18 protein-coding genes and 9 tRNA genes are annotated in these 23,044 nt (G+C 61.1%); 9 read left to right on the forward strand and 18 right to left on the reverse strand.

The genetic code is table 11. The features are described from left to right. The first annotated feature begins 632 nt into the window (after nucleotides 1-632). Together AC26AR_RS13355 and AC26AR_RS13360 are read left to right on the forward strand one after the other, a co-directional pair. On the forward strand, nucleotides 633-2,414 hold the full coding sequence (locus AC26AR_RS13355; protein WP_488107196.1) for a type I secretion system permease/ATPase: 1,782 nt from the start codon (nucleotides 633-635) through the stop codon (nucleotides 2,412-2,414). Beyond that, the gene (locus AC26AR_RS13360; protein ID WP_077375488.1) at nucleotides 2,411-3,739 is read left to right on the forward strand and encodes an HlyD family type I secretion periplasmic adaptor subunit; all 1,329 of its coding nucleotides are present in this window, start codon (nucleotides 2,411-2,413) and stop codon (nucleotides 3,737-3,739) included. Before AC26AR_RS13355 ends, AC26AR_RS13360 begins: the two co-directional genes overlap by 4 nt. A gap of 159 nt (nucleotides 3,740-3,898) precedes the next feature. Here AC26AR_RS13360 and AC26AR_RS13365 read toward each other — a convergent pair. The 14 genes from AC26AR_RS13365 to AC26AR_RS13430 form a co-directional block, all read right to left on the reverse strand. Next, a tRNA-Ser gene (locus tag AC26AR_RS13365) sits at nucleotides 3,899-3,986 on the reverse strand. 176 nt (nucleotides 3,987-4,162) lie between these two features. Next, nucleotides 4,163-4,738: a YiiD C-terminal domain-containing protein gene (locus AC26AR_RS13370; protein WP_488107197.1), complete on the reverse strand. Its 576-nt coding sequence runs from the start codon at nucleotides 4,736-4,738 to the stop codon at nucleotides 4,163-4,165. 8 nt (nucleotides 4,739-4,746) lie between these two features. After that, nucleotides 4,747-5,307, reverse strand: a complete 561-nt coding sequence (locus tag AC26AR_RS13375; RefSeq protein ID WP_077375494.1) for an NAD(P)H nitroreductase — start codon at nucleotides 5,305-5,307, stop codon at nucleotides 4,747-4,749. Between the two features lie 128 nt (nucleotides 5,308-5,435). Continuing rightward, nucleotides 5,436-6,314, reverse strand: a complete 879-nt coding sequence (gene queF / locus AC26AR_RS13380) for an NADPH-dependent 7-cyano-7-deazaguanine reductase QueF (RefSeq protein WP_084207951.1) — start codon at nucleotides 6,312-6,314, stop codon at nucleotides 5,436-5,438. 133 nt (nucleotides 6,315-6,447) lie between these two features. Continuing rightward, nucleotides 6,448-7,221: an ABC transporter permease gene (locus tag AC26AR_RS13385; RefSeq protein ID WP_077375500.1), complete on the reverse strand. Its 774-nt coding sequence runs from the start codon at nucleotides 7,219-7,221 to the stop codon at nucleotides 6,448-6,450. Continuing rightward, a complete protein-coding gene (locus tag AC26AR_RS13390; protein WP_191237612.1) occupies nucleotides 7,218-8,186 on the reverse strand; it encodes an ABC transporter ATP-binding protein in 969 nt (322 codons plus the stop codon). Before AC26AR_RS13390 ends, AC26AR_RS13385 begins: the two co-directional genes overlap by 4 nt. Nucleotides 8,187-8,550: 364 nt before the next feature. Next, nucleotides 8,551-8,625, reverse strand: a tRNA-Gly gene (locus AC26AR_RS13395). A gap of 34 nt (nucleotides 8,626-8,659) precedes the next feature. Beyond that, nucleotides 8,660-8,735: transfer RNA gene (locus tag AC26AR_RS13400), tRNA-Glu, on the reverse strand. Nucleotides 8,736-8,877: 142 nt separating this feature from the next. Beyond that, nucleotides 8,878-8,952, reverse strand: a tRNA-Gly gene (locus AC26AR_RS13405). Nucleotides 8,953-9,021: 69 nt separating this feature from the next. Further along, nucleotides 9,022-9,097 (reverse strand) — tRNA-Glu (locus AC26AR_RS13410). Between the two features lie 73 nt (nucleotides 9,098-9,170). Further along, nucleotides 9,171-9,245: transfer RNA gene (locus AC26AR_RS13415), tRNA-Gly, on the reverse strand. 37 nt (nucleotides 9,246-9,282) lie between these two features. Then, a tRNA-Glu gene (locus AC26AR_RS13420) sits at nucleotides 9,283-9,358 on the reverse strand. 73 nt (nucleotides 9,359-9,431) lie between these two features. Beyond that, nucleotides 9,432-9,506, reverse strand: a tRNA-Gly gene (locus AC26AR_RS13425). A gap of 25 nt (nucleotides 9,507-9,531) precedes the next feature. Beyond that, nucleotides 9,532-9,607, reverse strand: a tRNA-Glu gene (locus AC26AR_RS13430). 264 nt (nucleotides 9,608-9,871) lie between these two features. On the opposite strand from AC26AR_RS13430, the gene msrB reads away from it, so the two are divergent. The 5 genes from msrB (at nucleotide 9,872) to argE (ending at nucleotide 15,523) form a co-directional block, all read left to right on the forward strand. Next, a complete protein-coding gene (msrB, locus tag AC26AR_RS13435) occupies nucleotides 9,872-10,294 on the forward strand; it encodes a peptide-methionine (R)-S-oxide reductase MsrB (protein ID WP_341542651.1) in 423 nt (140 codons plus the stop codon). A 205-nt stretch (nucleotides 10,295-10,499) separates the two neighbouring features. Further along, a complete protein-coding gene (gene ylqF / locus AC26AR_RS13440) occupies nucleotides 10,500-11,486 on the forward strand; it encodes a ribosome biogenesis GTPase YlqF (protein WP_084207948.1) in 987 nt (328 codons plus the stop codon). Between the two features lie 239 nt (nucleotides 11,487-11,725). Further along, entirely contained in the window at nucleotides 11,726-12,964 is a 1,239-nt protein-coding gene (locus AC26AR_RS13445) for a pyridoxal phosphate-dependent aminotransferase (protein WP_271303161.1), read from the forward strand. 225 nt (nucleotides 12,965-13,189) lie between these two features. Further along, nucleotides 13,190-14,089, forward strand: a complete 900-nt coding sequence (gene htpX, locus AC26AR_RS13450; RefSeq protein ID WP_077378460.1) for a protease HtpX — start codon at nucleotides 13,190-13,192, stop codon at nucleotides 14,087-14,089. A 279-nt stretch (nucleotides 14,090-14,368) separates the two neighbouring features. Continuing rightward, nucleotides 14,369-15,523, forward strand: coding sequence for an acetylornithine deacetylase (argE, locus tag AC26AR_RS13455; protein ID WP_404983162.1), 1,155 nt, complete (start codon nucleotides 14,369-14,371; stop codon nucleotides 15,521-15,523). Between the two features lie 90 nt (nucleotides 15,524-15,613). Here argE and nhaC read toward each other — a convergent pair whose 3' ends face one another. Next, nucleotides 15,614-17,170 carry a Na+/H+ antiporter NhaC gene (gene nhaC / locus AC26AR_RS13460; protein ID WP_077378455.1) on the reverse strand — a complete coding sequence of 519 codons (1,557 nt, stop codon included), beginning with the start codon at nucleotides 17,168-17,170 and terminating at the stop codon, nucleotides 15,614-15,616. Nucleotides 17,171-17,542: 372 nt separating this feature from the next. Then, nucleotides 17,543-18,721: a 4-phosphoerythronate dehydrogenase PdxB gene (gene pdxB / locus AC26AR_RS13465; protein ID WP_141392555.1), complete on the reverse strand. Its 1,179-nt coding sequence runs from the start codon at nucleotides 18,719-18,721 to the stop codon at nucleotides 17,543-17,545. A gap of 224 nt (nucleotides 18,722-18,945) precedes the next feature. Between pdxB and AC26AR_RS13470 the strand changes: the two genes are divergently transcribed. Beyond that, the gene (locus AC26AR_RS13470) at nucleotides 18,946-19,224 is read left to right on the forward strand and encodes a WGR domain-containing protein (protein ID WP_077378449.1); all 279 of its coding nucleotides are present in this window, start codon (nucleotides 18,946-18,948) and stop codon (nucleotides 19,222-19,224) included. An 85-nt stretch (nucleotides 19,225-19,309) separates the two neighbouring features. Here the strand turns inward: AC26AR_RS13470 and AC26AR_RS13475 are convergent, their stop codons facing one another. After that, nucleotides 19,310-19,660: a glutaredoxin family protein gene (locus AC26AR_RS13475; RefSeq protein WP_488107198.1), complete on the reverse strand. Its 351-nt coding sequence runs from the start codon at nucleotides 19,658-19,660 to the stop codon at nucleotides 19,310-19,312. A 3-nt stretch (nucleotides 19,661-19,663) separates the two neighbouring features. After that, nucleotides 19,664-21,880, reverse strand: coding sequence for a bifunctional 23S rRNA (guanine(2069)-N(7))-methyltransferase RlmK/23S rRNA (guanine(2445)-N(2))-methyltransferase RlmL (gene rlmKL, locus AC26AR_RS13480; RefSeq protein WP_488107199.1), 2,217 nt, complete (start codon nucleotides 21,878-21,880; stop codon nucleotides 19,664-19,666). 529 nt (nucleotides 21,881-22,409) lie between these two features. On the opposite strand from rlmKL, the gene rmf reads away from it, so the two are divergent. Then, a complete protein-coding gene (gene rmf / locus AC26AR_RS13485; RefSeq protein ID WP_043334308.1) occupies nucleotides 22,410-22,619 on the forward strand; it encodes a ribosome modulation factor in 210 nt (69 codons plus the stop codon). Nucleotides 22,620-23,044 lie beyond the last annotated feature (425 nt).

Raw genomic sequence — 23,044 nt, forward strand, 5'->3', positions numbered from 1 at the left:
CCGGCAATGAATCCCCGATGACGTTCCACTCTCCAACGCTTTCCCAAAGAGTTAGAACATGACCGGCAAAGGCTCGTAAACCCGTCAAAAACGAGTCTAGACGCGGCCTATCGCAAGACAAGAGGTATTTCCACACACCCTCGAAATGGCAATATGCATCAGATTCCCACATCAAAATAAATTCAATGAAAACAATACAGTGAATGCTTTGAAATAATAAAACACCACCCCTATAAACCCTCGATACGACTTGCGTGAGGAGAAAAACAATGCTGAATACCAGAGAAGATAATCTTGTCGAAAGCCAGAACCTTCATACTTTTTGAAAAACGTAAACCATATGGATCTTCACCATCAGACATGAGCAAAATAAACAGCAAAAACCAGCAAAATAAAACCCGGAAAGTTTTTTATTGATCATTGAAATATTCACTTGCTCGCCGATCATTCAGCAGCAATATTTCAACAGGCAGCCAGAGGAATAAAAAAGAATAGCCTAATAAATAGATGATCAATATTGACCACAGAACCATGGCGTCTCCTCAAGACAACGTGAAATATCCGAGCTCAGGCAGCCGTCAACGACGGTGACGTGGATAAAAAGAACACCAACGACGCTAGGGAACGACACCATGGCCATCTCCCGGGAAGGTAATGACCTGCAAAAGATCCTGGACCACTGTCGGCACAGCTTTGTCTATGTCGGCCTCTTCAGCTTGTTCATCAATCTGCTGATGCTGGTGCCGCCGCTCTACATGCTGCAGGTCTATGATCGAGTCATCACGACACGTAGCCAGGAAACGCTGCTGATGCTGACTCTGGTGGTCGTGTTCCTCTTCATGGTGATGGGGGCCCTTGAACTGATTCGCTCGAGAATCCTGGTCCGAGTCGGGAATCGACTGGACGTACTGATCAGCCCGAGACTTTACAGTGCCATGTTCAAGCACTCCCTGATGACGCCGGGCAAGCCCTCCGCACAGCCGCTGAACGACCTCACCACCCTTCGCCAATTCCTTTCCGGCAACGGCCTGTTCGCCTTCTTTGACGCGCCCTGGGTGCCGATATACATCGGCGTGCTGGCACTGTTTCACCCATGGTTTGGTCTGTTCGCCCTGGGCGCGGGCCTTGTTCTGACCGTCATTGCGCTGATCAACGAGAAGACCACCAGGAAGCTGCTGAGCGATGCCAACGGCCAACATGTCCTGTCCCAGGATCTTGCCAACAGCAATCTGCGCAACGCCGAAGTGCTCCACGCCATGGGCATGCTGCCGGGCATCCAGAATCGATGGGAGGCGCGCCACCGTGAGTATCTGGTGCTGCAGTCCAAGGCAAGCGACCGCGCAGGTCTCTTGACCAACACCTCCAAGGTACTGCGCTTGATGTTCCAGTCATTGATCCTCGGTCTTGGCGCCTATCTGGTGCTGACCGGCGACCTGACGCCCGGCATGATGATTGCCGGCTCGATCCTGATGGGGCGGGCGCTGGCGCCGATCGATCAGATGATCACCGGCTGGAAAGGCTTCAGCGGTGCACGCACCTCACGAGCCCGCCTCGAGGAGCTGCTCGAGGCCGTGCCGGCCGAGGCGCCCTCGATGCCTCTGCCGGCCCCCAAGGGCCGACTGACACTGGAGGCAGTCAACGCCGCGCCGCCAGGCGAGCGTCTACCGACCCTCAAGGACATCACTCTGACACTTGCCAAGGGTGAGCACATCGCCGTGGTAGGCCCCAGCGCCGCCGGCAAATCCACCCTGGCACGAGTGATACTCGGCCTATGGCCAGTGCAGCTGGGGTGCGTGCGCCTCGATGGCGTGGACGTCAGTCAGTGGAAGCGGACCGCGCTCGGGCCTCATCTTGGCTACCTGCCGCAGGATATCGAGCTGTTCGATGGCTCAATCGCCGAGAATATCGCGCGCTTCCAGGAGGTCGATGCGTCACTCGTGGTGCAAGCCGCCCAGAGCGCCGGTGTCCACGACATGATCCTTCGCCTGCCACAAGGCTATGACACCTGGCTGTCCCACGGGGGAGCCGCCCTCTCCGCGGGTCAGCGACAGCGTATCGGCCTGGCGCGGGCACTCTATGGAAAACCGGTGCTGGTAGTGCTCGACGAACCGGACGCCAACCTGGATGAAAGTGGCGAGCAGGCGTTGGCCAAGTGTCTGATGCAACTGCGCCAGGCAGGCACCACGGCCATCATCATCACCCATCGTCAACGTCTTCTGCAGCAGGTCGACCGCATCCTCGTCCTCAAGGATGGCCAGGTGGCTTCACTGTCCCCGCCGACGCGAGGACGACCCGTTGCACGGGCCGTGGCAGGGAAAGGGCACTCGACTCCGTCCATGAACGCACAGCGTGTCACCGAGCTGAAACCCAGCGCCAGAGGCCGCCATGAAGGCGGTGAGGAGAGCCCGAGATGACCACCTCCCACTCCATGAATGGCGGCTTTGACAGTGAGCTTCCGCTACGCGACCACAATTATCGACGCCTGGGCCTGGCCGTACTGCTCATCGCGGTCGGCGGATTCGGCAGCTGGTCAGTCATGGCGAACCTGGCAATTTCCGTGGTGGCACCGGGATCGGTATCGGTAGAGAGCTTCACGAAGACCATCCAGCACCTCGAGGGAGGCATCGTGGAGTCGATTCGCGTGGAGGATGGCGATCATGTCGAGGCCGGCGACGTGCTCATCGTCTTCGATGACACCCAGGCACGCTCTCAGCAGAAGATCGTCGAGGCTGAATACCTGATTGCCAGAGCCAGTGAGATACGCCTGCTTGCCGAGTACAGCAACGCCGAGACCCTGACCTTCCCGGAAGCCTTGAGGCAGTCGACCAATCCTCGTGTGCGGGAGGTCCTTGAAGTACAGCAGCGGCTCTTTGACGTACGTCGTCAATCGCTGAACGGTGCCATGGCAGCCCTGGATGAGCAGGTCGTGCAGATGAACGAGCAGATTGCAGGTCTCGAGAATACCCAGGCCATCACAAGACGACGCATCAACTCTCTCAATGGTGACGTTGCCAACCATCGCAAGCTGTTCCGAAATGGTCTGATCAATAACCAGCGATTGCGTGAGATGGAGCGTGAGAGTCTCGAATACCAGAGCGACAATGCCGGCCAATTTGCCGAGGTCGCACGGCTGCGTTCCCAGATCAGCGAAAACGAGCTGCAGAAACAGATTCGCCTGCAGGAATTCCAGCAACAGATCGGCGAGTCTCTGCGCCAGGTTCAGGCAGAGGTCACCGATGCGGAAGAACGACTGGTCGCGCTCAATGACAACCTCAGGCGTACCAAGGTCATCGCACCGGTGGCCGGCACCGTGGTCGGCCTGAAGGTCCATACGCTGGGCGCGGTGATTCGCAGTGGCGACCCCCTGCTTGATATCGTGCCCGCCGGCGACGGCTTCATCGTCGAGGCCAGGGTCCCGGATCATGATATTGACCACCTCTACCTCGGCCAGCCCGCAGAGATTCGCTTCAGCGCATTCAATCAGCGCTTATCCAACATCATCGATGGGGAGGTCACGCACGTGAGCGCCAACAGCTTCGAGGATGAAGCGACGCGTGCCCGCTATTACAAGGCGCGGATTCGCGTCACCCGGACCGGCCAGAGCAACATGACCGAGAGCATGCGATTGCTTTCCGGCATGCCTGCCGAAGTGATGATCCGTACCGGTGAGCGCAGCTTCGCCAGTTATGTCGGCAAGCCTGTCGTGGATATGCTGGCGCGCGCGATGAGGGAGGAATGAGAGGGGAATGAGAGGGGAATGAGAGGGGAATGAGGGGGAATGACAGGAGACTGAGGCACCAGTAGACGAAGGGAATCACGAGGAGAGCAGGCAATTCGACCAGGCCCCCCCTCAGAAACGCGAAAAGCCCGCATCGTGAGATGCGGGCTTTTCTGAATCTGGTGGAGGAGGAGGGATTCGAACCCTCGAAGCCTTTCGACTTACACACTTTCCAGGCGTGCTCCTTCGACCACTCGGACACCCCTCCAGATCAGTGCTCTCATTGGTCACCCGACTGCGTCGTGTTTCCCTTGAGAACGCGGCGTATATTATCGATAACCCTTGAGGGACGCAAGCCTTTTTTCCAAAATCTTTCAGATAGATAGCGTCAGCGCCCTCACCCACCGCGCTCGGGCCGAGGTCGGACCGAGACCGTGCTCGGCATCACGGCCCGAGCACCACGTAATCGCCACGGGCCTCGAAACACAGCCTCGGGGAAGACTGCCCATCGACCTGACACCACAACTGCTGAGTCAGCGACAATCGCGCTCGCCGCCCTGCCGCCAGACGCTCGCCGACGTCGATCAGCGCGGCCATGTCATCCGGCGCACAGCAGATGTGGTAATCGCCACTGACCGGGGCCAGAAACTGCTGACTGGCTCGCGACACCACGAGATCGCGCTGGATACCGCGAGCACGCAGCCAGAGCGTCACCCAGCTCCAGCCACACAGGGTCGCCTCGAGACTCATGGCCCCGCCGAAGGCCGTGCCCTTGTCGTTGAGATTGGGCGGCAGATGCAGATGCCAGCTCAGCTGACCCGTCGAGCGCTCGGGCTCTGACCACTGCATCTCGACAAGCCCCATGTGGGCAGCCAGCGGAATCGCCTGACTCAGCCAATCACGGAACCGTGACAGATCTTCGCCGACCGGCGCCGCGAGAGTGCCCGACCGCCCCTGCCCATCACGCGGCAAAGGCAGCGGTGGCCAGGCTTCACCACTCGAGCGCAACTGCTCGTTCATTCAGCGCCTCACTGCCAGCGTTCGACGAAGTCGGCACTCTCGCGGCTCGGCAAGGGCTTGAGACGTCCGCCCGGGGTGCCGAGGTAGAGGAAGCCGACCAGCTCATCCTGCTCACTCATGCCCAGTCCGGCGTGCACGGTTGGGTCGAACGCGTAGCCGCCCGTGCGCCACATGCCACCGAGTCCCTGTGCCTGAGCGGCAAACAACATGGCGTGAGCGGCACAACCGGCACTCACCACCTGCTCGACACGCGGCACCTTGGGGTGGTCCGGCGTGACCTTGGCGATCACCGCGACGACCATCGGCGCCCGTAGCGGCTTCTTGCTGGCCGCGGCCTGGGCTGCCTCGTCACCTGCCGGCGACGTGTTGCGCTCCGCCTCGGCAAACAGCTCGCCGAGGCGCTCCAGCCCGCTGCCCGTGAATTCGATGAAGCGCCAGGGCGTCAGCTCGGCGTGGTCCGGCGCACGCAGGGCGGCCTGGTAGATGGCCTCCATCTGCGCATCGCTCGGGGCTGGCGCCATCAGCTTGCCCATGGAATTGCGTTCATGCAGTAACGTCAGCGCGTCCATCGTCTCTCCTGTCACAGACTTAAGATAAGAATGATTCTCACACTAGCATCTCACCAGCACGCCGTCTCATCACTCGATGCTATCTGCCTGATTGGCAAGCCGATCAGACGACATGACCATAGAGAGGACTACTGACGCGAGAGACGCAGCGGCAGGCTGGCACGGGCCTCGGCCTCGAGATCTGGCGTGGCACGCCACGGGCTGATATCCAGGCCGCCACGCCGCACATAGCGCGCCATCACCAGCAGGGACTCAGGCTTCACGCGCGCCATCAGGTCGACGAACAGATGCTCGACGCAGTGCTCATGGAAATCCTGGTGCTGGCGATAGCTGATCAAATAGGCCAGCAGGCGCTCGCGATCGATACGTGGGCCGCGATAGCGGATCCAGACGCTGCCCCAGTCCGGCTGACCGGTAACCGGGCAGTTGGACTTGAGCAGATGGCTGTGCAGGTCTTCGCTGACGATATCGGCGTCATCGGCGCTGAGCAGCTCCGGCGACGGCGTGTAGTGCTCGACGGTGATCGGCAAGTCATCGAGGCATTCTCCCGGCAGGCGCCCGACGTCCAGCTCGTCATCATCCAGTCCCAGCAGACGCACCTCGACCGGCGCACCCGCCGCGGCGGCAAGATCCCGCTCCAACGTCGTCTGCACGGCCGCCTGATCGGCGAAGCGGCTCTGATTGAGGCTGTTGAGATAGAGCTTCCAGGATTTGGACTCGATCAGATTCGGGGAAGCCGCCGGCAGGCGGAAACGGGCCACACGCACCCACGGCTTGCCGGATTCATCCAGCCAGGAGACCTCAAAGGCGTGCCATTCATCCTCACCGACGAACGGCAACGCCGCATCATCGATACCGATGGGACCACGATTGGCCGCCCGCGCGATGGGGAACAGCAGGCTGGCATCGTAGTGCTCGGGGTAAGCGGACTCTCGCCCGAGCGGGGCATCCTTGAGAGTCTCGGGGCGCGCCTCATCGGGCACGTTGACGGCAGTGGGGTGAGCCATGACAGCACTCCTGTGAAATAGGCCAATAACGCATCGATATCAGGGGCGCAGACAGCAGAACGCCGGCAGAAGCCGGCGTTTCGTGCACTGGCGCGATAGCGCGCATCTTACCATCATCCTCTGGGCGACATCTTCAGCTGCGGATGCCCTTGCCACGCTCCAGCAGCCACAGCGCGAAGGCGAACAGGCCGATGATGAAGGCCACGATGGCCGCCATCGCCGGGCCGACACTGATGTCCGAGACCCCCAGAATGCCGTAGCGGAAGGTGTTGACCATGTAGAGAATCGGGTTGGCCAGCGATACCGTCTGCCAGAAGTCCGGCAGCATGTGGATGGAATAGAAGACGCCACCGAGATAGGTCAGCGGGGTCAGCACGAAGGTCGGAATGATCGAGATATCGTCGAACTTGCGTGCGAACAGCGCATTGATGAAGCCACCGATGGAGAACAGCAGCGCCGTCAGCACCACGACCACGATGGTCAGGATCGGGTGATGGATATCGAGATCCGTGAACAGGAAGGCCACGGCGGTGACGATGATGCCGACACCGAGCCCGCGCACGGCGCCACCGATGATATAGCCGAGCAGGATGATCCAGGACGGCAGCGGCGAGACCATCAGCTCCTCGATGCTGCGCTGGAACTTGTTGGAGAAGAACGACGAGGCCACGTTGGAATACGAGTTGGTGATCACCGACATCATGATCAGCCCCGGCACGATGTAATCCATGTAGCTGATGCCATCCATGGTACCGATGCGCGAGCCGATGAGATTGCCGAAGATGACGAAGTACAGCGTCATGGTGATGGACGGCGGCAGCAGCGTCTGCGGCCAGATACGCGTGAAACGACGGACTTCCTTGACGACGATGGTGACCAGAGCCACCCATAGCTGACGGGGGTTCACTGCGTGATCTCCTTGGCGACATTGGAGGCGATACCGCTTTCGGCATTGGAGCGCTCGACCAGGTCGACGAACAGCTCCTCGAGACGATTGGCGCGATTGCGCATCGACACTACGGTGATCCCGGCGCGATCCAGCGCCGCGAAGGCGGTGTTGATCGACTGGCCCTTGCGTACGGACAGCGACAGCTGCTGGGGATCGCTCAGAGAGACCTCGAAACCCTCGATGACCGGTGCGCTGTCAAGCGGCTCACGTAGATCGAGCAGGAAGGTTTCGGCGTCCAGCTCCTTGAGCAGCTCGCGCATGCTGGTGTTATGCACGATCTCGCCGTGATTGATGATGGCGATATTGCGGCACAGGCTCTCGGCCTCTTCCAGATAATGCGTGGTGAGGATGATGGTAGTGCCCTCCTCACGGTTGATGCGGCGCATGAACTCCCACATCGAGCGACGCAGCTCGATATCCACCCCGGCAGTCGGCTCATCGAGAATCAGCAGACGCGGCTTGTGAATTAGCGCGCGGGCAATCATCAGACGGCGCTTCATGCCACCGGACAGCATGCGTGACGGGGTATCGCGCTTGTCCCACAGCCCGAGATCCTTGAGCAGGCGCTCGGCACGCGGGCGCGCTTCCTTCATGGGCATACCGTAATACCCTGCCTGGGTCATCACGATATCCTGCACCTTCTCGAACTGATTGAAGTTGAACTCCTGAGGGACCACACCGAGATGGTATTTGGCCTTCGAGAAATCCTTGTCGATATCGATGCCCGAGATCTCGACCTTGCCGGCGGTTTTCTGCACCAGCGAACTCACCACCCCCAGGGTCGTGGACTTGCCGGCCCCGTTGGGCCCCAGCAGTGCAAAGAAATCGCCCTCAGGGACATCGAGATCAATCCCCTTGAGCGCCTCGAAACCGTTACCGTAGACCTTGGTCAGGCCACGAATGGACAAGGCAAGTCGTGACATCGGACACCTGTAATCAAATTGACGCTGTCAGCCAGCACAGCAGAAAAGACGCATCTGAGAACAATTGCGCAACAGTAGCGACACCGCTGAGCAGCACTCGAACATGAAAATCAGACACAAGACATTGGATGCGCATGGTAACGCATTCAGCGCTGCCACATCAGGCACGCTACAGGAAAGGCATTAGTGCGATACGGGAAACAAGCAGGAGGGAAAAATCAACTGGGAGGACAACACCAAGGACCGGTGCAGAACGGCCTGAGGAGGAAATTCAGGCACAAAAAAATCGCCGGTGACGTGGCACGATGATCGTGTCTGTCAGGCGATGGCGTACTGCTATTTCATCAATCACATCGTGTTCGACTGGAGCGGGAAACGAGATTCGAACTCGCGACCCCAACCTTGGCAAGGTTGTGCTCTACCACTGAGCTATTCCCGCCTGTCGAAACCAAAAACTGCGCTGTCAAACATAATGGCGTCCCATAGGGGGTTCGAACCCCTGTTACCGCCGTGAAAGGGCGGTGTCCTGGACCACTAGACGAATGGGACGTACTGGAGCGGGAAACGAGATTCGATCGGACTGGCGAACCAGCTCGCGACCTTGTCGCATTGCCTTTTCCTCTGGAGCGAGAGATGGGATTCGACCGGGCTGACGTTCAGCTCGCGACCTTGTCACACCACTTGTTCCGAATGGAGCGGGAAACGAGATTCGAACTCGCGACCCCAACCTTGGCAAGGTTGTGCTCTACCACTGAGCTATTCCCGCACCTGTGTCATGAACGTTCATTCACGACATCTGTCTTACTGCTGGCTTGCCACACCATCATGCTCTGCATGGCGTCCCATAGGGGGTTCGAACCCCTGTTACCGCCGTGAAAGGGCGGTGTCCTGGACCACTAGACGAATGGGACGTACTGGAGCGGGAAACGAGATTCGATCGGACTGGCGAACCAGCTCGCGACCTTGTCGCATTGCCTTTTCCTTTGGAGCGGGAAACGAGATTCGAACTCGCGACCCCAACCTTGGCAAGGTTGTGCTCTACCACTGAGCTATTCCCGCAACACAAGCAGATCATGTGACCACACAAGACCGAAGATGGCGTCCCATAGGGGGTTCGAACCCCTGTTACCGCCGTGAAAGGGCGGTGTCCTGGACCACTAGACGAATGGGACACACTGGAGCGGGAAACGAGATTCGATCGGACTGGCGAACCAGCTCGCGACCTTGTCGCATTGCCTTTTCCTTTGGAGCGGGAAACGAGATTCGAACTCGCGACCCCAACCTTGGCAAGGTTGTGCTCTACCACTGAGCTATTCCCGCACTCCGGTCTCTACGCTGCAAGAAGTGGCGTCCCATAGGGGGTTCGAACCCCTGTTACCGCCGTGAAAGGGCGGTGTCCTGGACCACTAGACGAATGGGACGTAACGTTCTTGCCTCGTCGAGGTGGCGCGTATATTACAAAGCCCCTTCCCCTTCGTCAACCCCCTGCTTCAACAGGATTTTTCCGGCGTTGGCCAAGTGCATCCACCACGTGCTTGTGGTCACGCCCTGACGCCCGCATTCTTGGGGTATGTACCGGGTGTCGAGTGAAGACCGGTAGCCATTGTTTCGGATTGCCGCTCACGGGGACTTGCTTGCAGGTTCGCGCGGGCATCGATTCGAGAAACGCATAGAGAGAAGAGACCATGAGCGAGCAAGACAAGCCGGCCCAGGACAAGTTGATCCGCAGTGAAGAGGAATGGCGCAAGCGCCTGACGCCGGAGCAGTATCGCGTCGCACGTGAAGCCGGTACCGAACGCCCCTTCAGTGGCGATCACGAGGTCAGCCCGACGCCGGGCACCTATCACTGCATCGCCTGCGACGCGAAGCTGTTCGACAACGACACCAAGTTCGACGCCGGCTGTGGCTGGCCGAGCTTTGATCGGCCCTATGCGGATGCCGCCGTCGAAGAGCATTTCGACACCAGCCATGGCATGCGACGTGTCGAAGTGCGCTGTCGTCGTTGCGAATCCCATCTGGGACACGTCTTTCCCGACGGCCCTACCGAGACAGGGCAGCGCTATTGCATCAACTCGGTGTCGCTGCGCTTCAAGCCGGTGCGCAGCTGAGACGCCAGAGCGCGAGAAGACGATGCCAGCGTTTCTCCATGGCCGAGCGGCCTCTGGTAGAATGCGCCGCCATACGCGTCCCCTCTTCTTGCTGCCTGTCATCTATCGCCACCTCCATTGGTGAGCGACTCCTGACAGGCGGGCGAGGAGGCAGGACAAGAGGTGACAGGACAACCGTCATACCCCTGACGGCAGGAGAAGCAACATGCTGGGCTGGTACCCGGGACACATGCACAAGGCGCGTCGTCAGATAAAGGACGCGCTGCCCGAGATCGACGTGGTCATCGAAGTCCTCGATGCCCGCCTCCCCTACTCCAGCACCAATCCGGTGCTGTCCGAGCTGACCCGCCACAAGCCGGTCCTCAAGCTGCTGTCACGTGCAGACCTGGCGGACCCGGCACGCACGCGCGAATGGGTCGAGTATTTCGATGCCCTGCCCAACACCCGTGCACTGGCGATCACCACGCTTGAGGCGCGTGATCTCAAGCAGATTCCGCGCCTGTGCCGCGAGATGGCCGGTCATATCCGTGTCGATCGTGATGCACGCGTGATGGTGATGGGCATCCCCAACGTCGGAAAGTCGACGCTGATCAATGGTCTGGCGGGTCGCAAGATCGCCAAGACCGGCAACGAGCCCGCCGTCACCAAGCGTCAGCAGAAGATTCGCATCGATGGCGGCATCGCCCTGATCGACACCCCCGGGGTGATGTGGCCAAAGATCGAGGATCAGGCCAGCGCCTACCGTCTGGCCGGCAGCGGCGCGATTCGGGATACCGCCATCGACTACACCGATGTGGCGGTGGTCGTGGCGGCGGAGCTGGCCAGGCGCTATCCCGATGAGCTGATCGCTCGCTACAAGCTCAAGTCACTGCCGGCCTACAGTGCCAACCCTGATGCCGAGCGAGTCGAGAGTGATGGCCCGCGCAAGGTCGATCTGATGGCGCTCTCGGGCTTCAACGGGGTCGCGATTCTGGAAGAGATCGCCAGCAAGCGTGGCGGCCTGCGCGCCGGTGGCATCATCGATCTACATCGCGGTGCCGAGGTGCTGCTACACGAATTGCGCGATGGCAAGCTCGGACGTCTGACGCTGGAAACGCCGGCGGACATTCCCGCCGAGCCGGTGCCGGAAGCCAGTGGCGAGACGCAAGATGGCGCACGGATGAGCGAACCACCTGAGTCCGCGAGCGAATAACGCTACCAGAACAGTGAGATAACGACGGTCGAATTCAGATCTCATTCGCGGACCATGCCTGCAAGCCAGTTGAAAATCCTGCCAGATAACCTCTGGCGGGATTTTTTTTCTGCCTGAACATTTCAAACCGCAAATTTAACCACGCTATTGGCCCTTGGCCGTGGCGCGGCAGGCAGGCGGCGCGATATGCTGGACACTCGCCCCTACACCTTACGTGACGGAGATCTACGGAAAGCACCATGGATACCGAGCAAAGAAAGCCCCGCGAAATTCGCAAGTCACACAAGCTGGACAACGTCTGCTACGACATTCGCGGGCCGGTTCTCGAACACGCCAAGCGTCTCGAGGACGAAGGTCATCGCATTCTCAAGCTCAATATCGGCAACCCGGCGCCCTTCGGCTTCGAGGCACCGGAAGAGATCCTGCAGGACGTGATGCGCAATCTGCCGACCGCGCAGGGCTACTGTGACTCCAAGGGGCTTTACTCGGCGCGCAAGGCGATCATGCAGGAGTGTCAGCGCAAGGACATCCAGGGTGTCGGCATCGAGGACATCTACATCGGCAACGGTGTCTCGGAGCTGATCGTGCTGGCCATGCAGGCCCTGCTCGACGATGGTGACGAGCTGCTGGTACCAGCACCGGATTATCCCCTGTGGACCGCTGCCGCCAATCTGGCCGGCGGTCGTGCCGTGCACTATCTGTGTGACGAGGCGCAGGACTGGGCTCCCTCCATCGAGGACATCCGCGCCAAGGTGACCAGCCACACCAAGGGCATCGTGCTGATCAACCCGAACAACCCGACCGGCGCGGTCTATCCGCCAGCCGTCGTGAAGGACATCCTGCAGGTCGCACGGGAATACGGTCTGGTGGTGTTCTCGGATGAGATCTACGACAAGATCCTCTATGACGATACCGAGCACGTCTCCACCGGTGCGCTGGCCGATGATCTGCTGGTCGTGACCATGAATGGCCTGTCCAAGAGCTATCGCTGCGCGGGCTTCCGCTCAGGCTGGATGATTCTCTCCGGTGACAAGCGCCCCGCCGCCGACTTCATCTCCGGTCTCGACATGCTGGCCAGCATGCGCCTGTGCGCCAATGTCCCGGCCCAGCACGCCATCCAGACGGCACTCGGCGGCTATCAGTCCATCAATGACCTGGTGCTGCCGGGTGGCCGCCTGCTGGCCCAGCGTGATGCGGCCTGGAAGAAGCTCAACGAGATCCCCGGCGTCAGCTGCGTGAAGCCCAAGGGCGCGCTCTACATGTTCCCGCGTCTCGACCCGGAGATGTATCCCTTCGAGGACGACCAGCAGATGGTGCTGGAGCTGTTGCTGGAAGAGAAGATGCTGCTGGTGCAGGGCACCGCCTTCAACTGGCCGAATCCGGATCACCTGCGCATCGTCACCCTGCCCTACGCCGACCAGCTGGAAGAGGCCATCGAGCGTCTCGGTCGTTTCCTGGCGCGCCGCCGCAAGGGCTGAGACACCTCTCTCCTGCGGCAGGCTCCCGCAGCACTGAGCCTCGAGACGGCCTGACGCCACGGTGTCGATACCTGCCTCACGAAAGGTCTACGCACACCGGCACGGTGGTGATACCTTCCTGTTACGCGCCATCTGCCCGCCATGTCACAGTGATTCATCTCACTGTCAGCATGGCGGGCAGATAATTGCGCCTTACCGATAGATTGGCATTGGAGACCTGACCCCATGATGCGGATAGCCCTCTTTCTGATCACCAACCTGGCGGTGGTGCTGCTGGCCAGTGTCACGCTGCGCCTGCTGGGCTTCGATGGCTACATGGAAGCCAACGGCATCAATTACACCGCCCTGTTGATCTTCTGCTTCATCATCGGCATGGCCGGCTCGGTGATTTCCCTGTTCCTGTCCAAGATGATGGCCAAGTCCTCGACGGGCACCGTGATCATCGAACAGCCACAGAACGATACCGAACGCTGGCTGCTGACGACCGTCGAGGAACTGTCTCGCGACGCCGGTATCAAGATGCCGGAAGTCGGCATCTTCCCGGCGCAGCAATCCAATGCCTTCGCCACCGGCTGGAACCGCAACGATGCGCTGGTCGCCGTCTCGGCCGGCCTGCTCAATCGCATGCGTCCCGAGGAAGTGCGTGCGGTACTGGCGCACGAGATCGGTCACGTGGCCAACGGCGACATGGTGACGCTGACGCTGATCCAGGGCGTGGTGAACACCTTCGTGATGTTCTTCGCGCGCATTGCCGCACATGCCATCGACGCCTTCCTGAAGCGAGATGACAACAGCGGCGGCCTGGGCTTCTTCGGCTACATGGCCGTGGTCTTCGTCCTTGAACTGGTGCTGGGCCTGGTGGCCTCGATGATCGTCGCCTGGTTCTCGCGCTGGCGCGAATATCGTGCGGATGCCGCAGGCGCGAGTCTCGCGGGCAGCGGTTCGATGATCAACGCGCTGGCACGCCTCAAGCAGGAACATGAGCTGCCGGACCAGATGCCCGACACCATGACCGCCTTCGCCATCACCACCGGCAAGAGCCGCAAGCTGATGGAGCAGCTGTTCGCCAGCCACCCGCCGCTGGATGACCGTATCGCCGCGCTCAAGGCCGCTGCCTACAAATAAGTCTCGAGCAGCACCGCACTCTTGAGCAATGCAGAAGCCCGCCACGTGAGTCACGTGGCGGGCTTCTTGCGTCAGGGCTGACCCCGCAGACTCCCAAGCATGCCTCGCGGCACATCGTGATCAGCCACGAAGTGCCACGGGGGGTTGCGGCCACGATTGACTTGGCATGCAGGCAACTGCATAAAGCAGACTCCTGCGTCCGTTCAGCGCCAATGTGATCCCCTCGGGCTTTCACATCCGGTCCCTCCCCGAACGGCGCCATGCCTCATGAGGCCCGACATGCAACGCACCCTCGACATCATCACTCGCCTGATCGCCTTCGATACCACCTCGGATCGCTCCAATCTGGCATTGATCCACTTCGTTCGCGATCTGCTGGCCGAGCATGGCATCCAGGCGAGCGTGCTTTCGAATGCCGAAGGCGACAAGGCCTCGCTGCTCGCCACGATAGGGCCCGCGGTGGCCGGTGGTGTCGTGCTCTCCGGCCATACCGATACCGTGCCCGTAAGCGGCCAGAACTGGTCCCATGACCCTTATCAGGCCACGCTGAAGGAGGGTCGTCTTTACGGTCGTGGCTCGGTGGACATGAAAGGCTTCATCGGCCTATGCCTGGCGATGGTGCCGGATTTTCTTGACGCTCCCCTCAAACGGCCACTCCACCTTGCCTTTTCCTACGATGAGGAAAGCACCTGTCTGGGCTGTCTGCCACTGATCGACCACATGCGTGACACGCTGCCCGACGTCGCCGCCGTCATCATCGGCGAACCGACGGAGGGACGCGTGGTCTCGGCGCACAAGGGGGTGCATGCCTGGCGCACGGAAGTGACCGGCGTGCCGGCGCATTCGAGCCGACCGGACCTGGGTGTCTCGGCCACGTTCTACGCCGCGCGCATCATCTCGGAGCTGGAACGCACGGCAAACGACCTGCGCACCCAGGCCTCACAGGGCGAACTGTTCGAGCCCCCGTACTCCACGCTGCACGTCAGCACCATCCAGGGCGGCAATGCGACCAACATCATTGCCAAGGATGCTCGCCTGCATTGGGAGCTGCGCAACCTGCCCGGTGATACCCCTGACGCGGTACGCGCGCGAGTCGATGACTTCACCGCCCGACTGGCCCTCGAGATGCAGGAGCACTCACCGGAGTGCGCCATCCAGACACTGGAGGACTACGCCTCGGTACCGGCGCTCACGCCGGAGCCCGACGGCAAGGCAGAGACGCTGGCCTTTGCGCTGACGGGTCAGCGTGAACGCTGCGGTGTCGGCTTCTGCTCGGAAGCGGGCTGGTTCCAGGATCGCGGTTTCTCGACTGTCGTCTGCGGGCCAGGCTCCATCACGCAGGCCCACAAGGCGGATGAGTACATCGACATCGCCGAACTGGAGCGCTATCGCGAGTTCCTGATACGCCTCACACGTCATCAGTGCACTGACTGAACGCTGGACGCCCCCCTCGAGTGCCCATGAAAAAGCCCGCCGCGTTCACCACGCGGCGGGCTTGCCTGTCTCTATCACCCAGTACGTCAATCAGCGAGACTCTGCCGTCTCATGAGGGGTATCCAGCACCAGAGATTCGGCCAGCGGAGTCGGCTCTCCGCCATCCGCCTCGTCACCTTCGGCCAGGCGCTCCAGCTTGAAGCCGACCATGGCATAGGCCACCGCCAGCACCAGATTGACCAGATTGAACAGCGCAAACGGCAGATAACTGAGAGTCGCGACCCCCAGCGTTGCCGCCATGTAGGCGCCGCAGCTGTTCCAGGGAATCAGTGGCGAGGTGATGGTGCCGGAATCTTCCAGTGCCCGCGACAGGTTGACCGGCGCCAGGCGACGGCGGCGGAATTCAGCGCGATACATGCGCCCCGGCAGGATGACCGAGATGTATTGATCCCCGGTCACCACATTGGAGGCCAGGCAGGTGCCCAGCGTGGTGATGACCAGCGAACCGGCATTGCGCGTCGCGCCCAGCAGGCTCTGCACCAGACGCTCCAGCAGGCCGAGTCGTTCGATCACGCCACCGAAGGTCATCGCCGAGAGGATCAACCACACGGTGTTGAGCATGCTGCTCATACCGCCCTTGGAGAGCAGCGAGTCGATCACCTCATCGCCGCTGTGGGAGACATAGCCATCGAACATCGACATCCATACGCCCTTGAGCAGCGCCATGGCGGTGGACATGTCAGGGACATTCGCCAGTCCCGCCACGGCCTGTGGCTGGAAGATGACCGCGAAGACACCCCCGAGCACCGCACCGATGAAGATCGCCGGGAAGGCGGGCATCTGACGCACGGCCATCACCAGCAGCACCAGCAGCGGAATCAGCAGGTGCAGGCCGATGTTGAACTGCTCACCCAGCTGGGCACGCAGGTTGGCGACCTGCTCCGGCGTCTGCAGGCTGGAGACGGAGTCGTGGCCCAGCCACAGAAAGCCTGCCAGCGCGAGCAGGATGCTGGGAACCGTCGTCCACAGCATGTGACGAATGTGCGCGAACAGCGTGGTCCCCGCCGCCGCCGGCGCCAGATTGGTGGTATCCGACAGTGGCGAGAGCTTGTCACCGAAGTAGGCCCCGGAAATCACCGCACCCGCCGTGATCGCCTCGGAAAGTCCCAGTCCATCGGCAATGCCGATCAGGCCAATACCGATGGTGCCGGCCACCGTCCAGGAGCTCCCCACCGACAGCGCCACCAGCGCGCACAGCAGACATGCCGAGGCATAGAAATACTGAGGCGCGATCACATCCAGCCCGTAGTAGATCATCGCCGGCACGGTGCCACCGAGAATCCAGGTACCGATCATCGCGCCTACCGCCAGCAGGATCAGGATCGCGCCCAACGAGATCTGGATCCCCTTGTTGATCCCCTCTTCGATATCGCTCCAGCGATAACCGTTCTTGAGGCCGATGACTCCCGCGATCATCGCGCCAGACAGCAATGCCACCTGATTCGGCCCCCAGGAAGCATCGGCGCCGAACAGCACGACCGCCAGCACCAGCATGGCGATGACCAGCACGATGGGGATCAGGGCATCCAGCAGGGAGGGGGGGCGAAAGCCACCGCCCTCGGCTGGTCTATCAGGAGATTGTTGCATTCAGGACACCATCTTCAGGAAATGAGGACGCCGACACGCGCCGTCGTGACGGGCATGGCAGAAGGCACGAGAAACGGGGAGTACGCGGGGAGCCAGCGGGCCACACCACCCTCGGACAAGTCGCCCGGGGCGCGCCCTGACATCTGTCGTCAGCGTAATTTTGGGCGACATTATATCGACCAAGGTCGCAGTCCGAAACGTCCGAGAACCGGTTTCATCTACCGGGTCACCCGCCCCACATCCGTACCTGAGACGAGAACGCCCCTGCCAGCGAAGCTGACAGGGGCGTTCTGACTGCCTGACGATCGAGATCCGTCACTCGGCCTCGACACCTCCTGCAGGTGGATATCGCAGGAGAGATGACATGTCACATCATTTGCTGGCCAGCTTCACACGCGAGAAGCCGAAGCCTTCCAGCACTTCACGCAGCTCACGGGCGTTCTTCTTGAGTTCGACGCGCAGCGTGGAGAACTCGCGACGCAACGGATATTCACGCCGATAACGCAGGAAGCCCTCGGCGTTGCCGAAGCGGCGCTGATAGCGACGCAGACCCAAGGCATCGCGGCGCACGTCGTAACAGGCCCGAACGCAGAGACCGAGGGCCTCTTCCGGCGGCGCCCACCCCGTCAGCACCAGCTTGCGAAGCCACGGGTCCGGCTTCAACTGGCCCAGCTTGCGTCGTGCCGGCAGGCCGAAATGCCGGCAAGCCTGCTGATAGATGATCTCGGTTCCCTGCATCTTGCCATCCAGACTGTGTCCGGCGATATGCGGCGTGGCGATATCCACCAGCGAGGCCAGCTCCGCATCGATGTCCGGCTCGTTCTCCCAGACATCCAGCACGGTCAGCAGATCAGCCTGTTCCAGCAGACGCTGCTTGAGCGCGGCAGTATCCACGCAACCACCGCGTCCTGCGCTCAGCAATACGCTGCCGGGCTTCATGGCACGGATGCGCTCGGCATTGATCAGGTGATGGGTCGGGTACTCACCGCCTGTCACCATCGGGGTATGCACGCAGATGACATCACACTCGGCCACGAGATGATCGATATCGACGAAATTCAGCGCTTCTGCCGCCTCCTCTCCCGACTCCTGCGCCAGCGCGCGCGGAGGATCACAGACCAGCACCTCGGCGCCCAGCGACTCGAGACGCTTGATCAGCCTCGAGCCGACCTGACCTGCACCGACCACGCCGAAACGACGATTGAGCTGCAGATCGAAGCCTTCCTGCTCCGCCAGATGCCACAGCGAGGACAGCACGTAATCCACCACCGAATCGGCATTGCAGCCCGGCGCATTGGTGAAGTGAATCCCTGCCGACTCGAGCCAGTCGAGATCGACATGATCCGTACCGATGATCGGCGAGCCGACGAAGCGCACCCGAGTGCCCTTCAGCAATGCCTCATCCACCCTGAGCGTGGAGCGGCAGATCAGCATGTCGGCTTCCTTGAGGACGGCATTGGTGATCTCGCTGGTCGGCAGACAGATCACTTCCCCGAATTCAGAGAAGAACTCTTCTGCCAGAAGGACGTTATCATCCACGATGATGTGCATCTGTTGCCTTGTTCCTTGCTGTGCCGGTGGGTAGCGTTGCGGTCGTTGCCGCGTGCATGGCGTCTTGCAAAGCTTCTGACTTGCCGCAAGGCATGCGAAGATTACAATGGTATGATTCAGCGTTCGCCGCCGTGCCATCTTAGGCGTACGCAGCATGCGCCACAAGCCTGCAGCGCCTTGCGAGCCATCCACATGCCACCTCTGTTTCACCTCGGGAGTCACGCGTGATCATCCGCTGGGAAAGCCATCATGATTACGTCCTGGTCCATGTACATCAGGACATGTTCGGCGACTGGATCGTCAGTCGCTCCTGGGGCCAGATCGGCACCCAGTTCGGCGGACTGAAGCACGATCTGGCCGAAAGCTACGAGCAGGCCATGACCTGGGTCAGTGACCTCGCTCACATCCAGGCCTCACGTGGCTTCACCAAGGTGCTGGAGGCTACGGCTGACAGCCCCGAGGCCGAAGATGCCATGCGCCAGATGTCACTGCTGGAAGGCTAGGCCGCCGCCGGGACCCGCAGACAAGAAGACCGCCGCTACCTTGAGGTAGCGGCGGTCTTTCGTTCAGGCCCGGGCATGATGCGAATCAGCGCAGAAAGCGACGTCCATGGCGCATGACATGCCCCTGCGGCTCGACGCCGGAGTCACGCCCGGCAGGGGGCGTCCGATCGACGCCCTGCTCGACGCTCTTTTTGACACCCTGCGCGCGCAACCACTCCGGCAACACCTCTTCGCCATCGGCCAGCGAGTACTCTGCACCCGATGCGCTCGCCAGCACGGGAATGCGTGTCGCGTAACGCTCGCTCAGTTGCGCGTCGAAGGCGATCTCGACCCGCGTGAGCGTGACATCGGCCCCCAGCGCCTGCAGCGTGGCTTCCAGCCGAGCACACAGATGACAGCCCGCCGTGGTGTAGAGCCACAGCGGGACGTTGGCCATCGCTCAGCCCTTCACGTCGCTGGCGCGACGGATGCGGAAGACGTGGTGGATATCCGGACGGCGCTTGAAGTCCGGGTCCAGCAGCTTGCGCGACAGGTCTTCCACCACATGATGCTGGCTGACGCTGTCATCCATCACGAAGCGACGATGGTTGTTGGAGAAGATCAGCGTGCCGCCCGGCGCCAGACTGGCCATCGCCAGGTCGATCAGGCGCGCGTGATCACGCTGGATATCCAGGGTGCCTTCCATCTTCTTGGAGTTGGAGAAGGTCGGCGGATCCAGGAAGATCAGGTCGAACTCCTCGCGGGAACGCTCCAGCCACTTCAGGCAGTCGGCACGCACCAGCTGGTGACGCTTCTCGCTGATGCCATTGAGCTTGAAGTTCTCGCGCCCCCAGTCCAGATAGGTATTGGACATGTCGACGCTGACACTCTCGCTGGCACCGCCCAAAACCGCGTGCACGGTGGCCGTCGCGGTATAGCAGAACAGGTTGAGCACCCGCTTGCCGTCCGCTTCCTTGCCCAGCAGCTTGCGCACCGGACGGTGATCCAGGAACAGGCCGGTATCCAGGTAGTCCTTGAGGTTCACCCACAGTCTGGCGTCGCCTTCCTGCACCTCGATACGCTGACCGGAGCTATCCTGACGGGTGTACTGCGCCTTGCCCGCCTGACGCGTGCGCTGCTTGATATGGATATCGTTGGGCGAGCAGCCCAGTACCTGCGGAATCGCCGCCAGCGCATCCATCAGACGACGCTGCGCCTGACTGGCATCCACGGACTTGGGCGGCGTGTATTCCTGCACGTGCACATGACGCCCGTAGATATCGATGGCCAGCGCGTATTCCGGCATGTCGGCATCATAGAGGCGATAACAGGTGGTGCCGCTCTGCTTGAGCCAGCGGGACAGCGACTTCTGGTTCTTCTTCAGGCGATTGGCGAACATCTGGCCGCCCTCGCTGAGTGCCGGCTGACTGCGGGCATCTTCCGCCACGCTGTCCTCGTCGACCGCTCGCTCACGCGCTGCCACGTCGATCATCAGCAGCTTGCAATCCAGCTGACCGTTGCGGAAGGCGTACTGACGATGCGCACGCAGGCCCAGACGGTGACCGAGGTCCGGGTTGCCGGTGAACATGCCCAGCGTCCAGCCGCCGAAGTGACGCTTCATGCGCTCACCGAGGCTTGCATAGAGCGGCACCAATGCCGGCAGCTCACCCAGACGCTCGCCGTAGGGCGGGTTGGTCATCACCAGGCCGGTGGTGGCGCCCTCAGGACAGGTCAGCTCGGCGACGGAGGCGCCTTCCAGCTCGATCAGGGCCGGAATCCCGGCACGCATGGCGTTGGAGCGCGCGGCAGAGATCGCCTGCGGGCTATGATCACGCCCGAACAGACGCGCGGTGACCTTGCGGCGCCCGGCGATGGCACGCTGCTCCATCTCCTCGCGCAGACCTTTCCAGATACGCTCGTCATGACGCCCCCAGTGGCGGCAGGCGAAGTCTTCATTCAGCGACTGTGGGGCGATATCCGCCGCCATCAAGGCCGCCTCGATCAGCAGCGTGCCGGAACCGCACATCGGGTCGACCAGGCTCTCACCCCGCGCCGCACGTGCCGGCCAATCGGCACGCATCAGCAGTGCCGCGGCCAGATTCTCCTTGAGTGGCGCATGGGCGAGGTCGGGGCGGTAGCCACGCTGATGCAGGCTGCGACCCACCAGGTCGATACCCAGGGTGATGTAGCCATTGTGCAGGTGCGCATAGATGCGCAGATCGGCATTCTTGCCATCGACGGTCGGCTTGTGGCGACCTTCCTCGAACATCGCCTCGACGATGCCATCCTTGACGGTCTGAGCGCCGAAGAAGGTGTGTCGAATATCTTTCCATGTTCCGTGAAAATCGACGGCGATGGAGGCACGATCCGGCAACTCCATTGCCCAGTCGACGCCGGCGCTCGCCTTGCGCAGCTGCTCGCCGGTGTCCACGCCGCCCACGCGGGTCAGCAGGCGAATGATGCGATTGGCCAGGCGTGACCACAGGATGGTGCGGTAAGCCGTCTCCTGACTTCCATTGAAGTGGACGCCGGCCACGGTGGTGCCGGTCACCTCGGCACCCAGCGACGTCAGCTCGTCAGCCAGCAAGGTCTCGAGGCCACGCGGACAGGTCGCAAACCAGGTGGAGAGCGGGTTGCTGGGGGCGCGCGGCGAAGTCGCAGAAGTCGTGTCAGTCATGAATCTCTCACCGGCAAAGGCCGGACTTATTCCTGTGAGTTGGCTTCTGGCACTAGCGATATTCCTATACGGCTGTCGACAAGCCAGAGGCAGTGTTCTAAAAACTATAGGTGTAGCTGCAATTCGGAAAGGTGACACGCCAAGCGAAAAGGAGGTTCACGGAGCGAAACCCTCATTCAGGCAGCATGCCCGACTGCATCTCGGTGACCATTGCCACCGATGAGACAGGATTCTGATGACACAACCTTCAGAGCAGAGATCCGGGCCTGCAGTGACCTATCCACCATCACGCTCGAGCATGTACTGGCAAGACCCTCCATCATCTCACATCCACGGCCTTTCCCGACACGGCTGGTCAGTGGCCACTGAGGTGATGAAGCACGAGGCCGGCAGTGACCTTCGGGTCATCGGCCTACTCTCTCACTCGGCAAGCCATGCTGTATCGAGTCGCTGCCACCGGACGATGTCTCCTCGAGAGACACCACGACAGTGACTCCAATGCCGATGGGTTCTCACATAGAGGTCATCCATGAAGAGACAGAAACGTGATCGCTTTCAGCGTGCCTATGTTCACGGCTACAAGGCCGGCGTTACCGGTCGTTCCCGTGATGATTGTCCCAGTATCGATGTCAATCTACGTGAATTCTGGATGAGTGGCTGGCGCGAAGGACGTGGCGACCAATGGTCTGGCATGACCGGCGTGTCCGGCATCCACAAGAACCCCATGGTGCTGTCCTGAGCCCCAGCGGGCTCCGGCAATGGACAAACCAGGATACTCCCACCGGGATGATGATTCCCGTCCCGATGACTTTCAGGATGCATGACGTCAAGGAGTGACACCTGAAGATGGCGCCTGGCGCCTTTCACCCCGCCCACGCAGCCTGATGCGCTGCGCAAGCGGATTCTCCGGCATCAGTCTACCGGATCGCCTGATCAATGGCGCCGGAAGGCACGTACAGAGAGGACTCGAGGTGTTCACGGTGACTCAGTCGATGCTGATGTCACCCGGAAAATCCCAAGGACGTCGCTTAGCGACATGACAAGCCACCAGGGAGGTAACGCCTTATTTCTATCTTGAAGACGCACGGCACTGTCAGGCGCGTGAAGCAGTAGGCAATGGGGCCGACTCGCTTCTCCGCTTGAAAGGCCGAGATGTTGGCGCTC

Source organism: Cobetia sp. PS-4MA, from assembly GCF_057670765.1.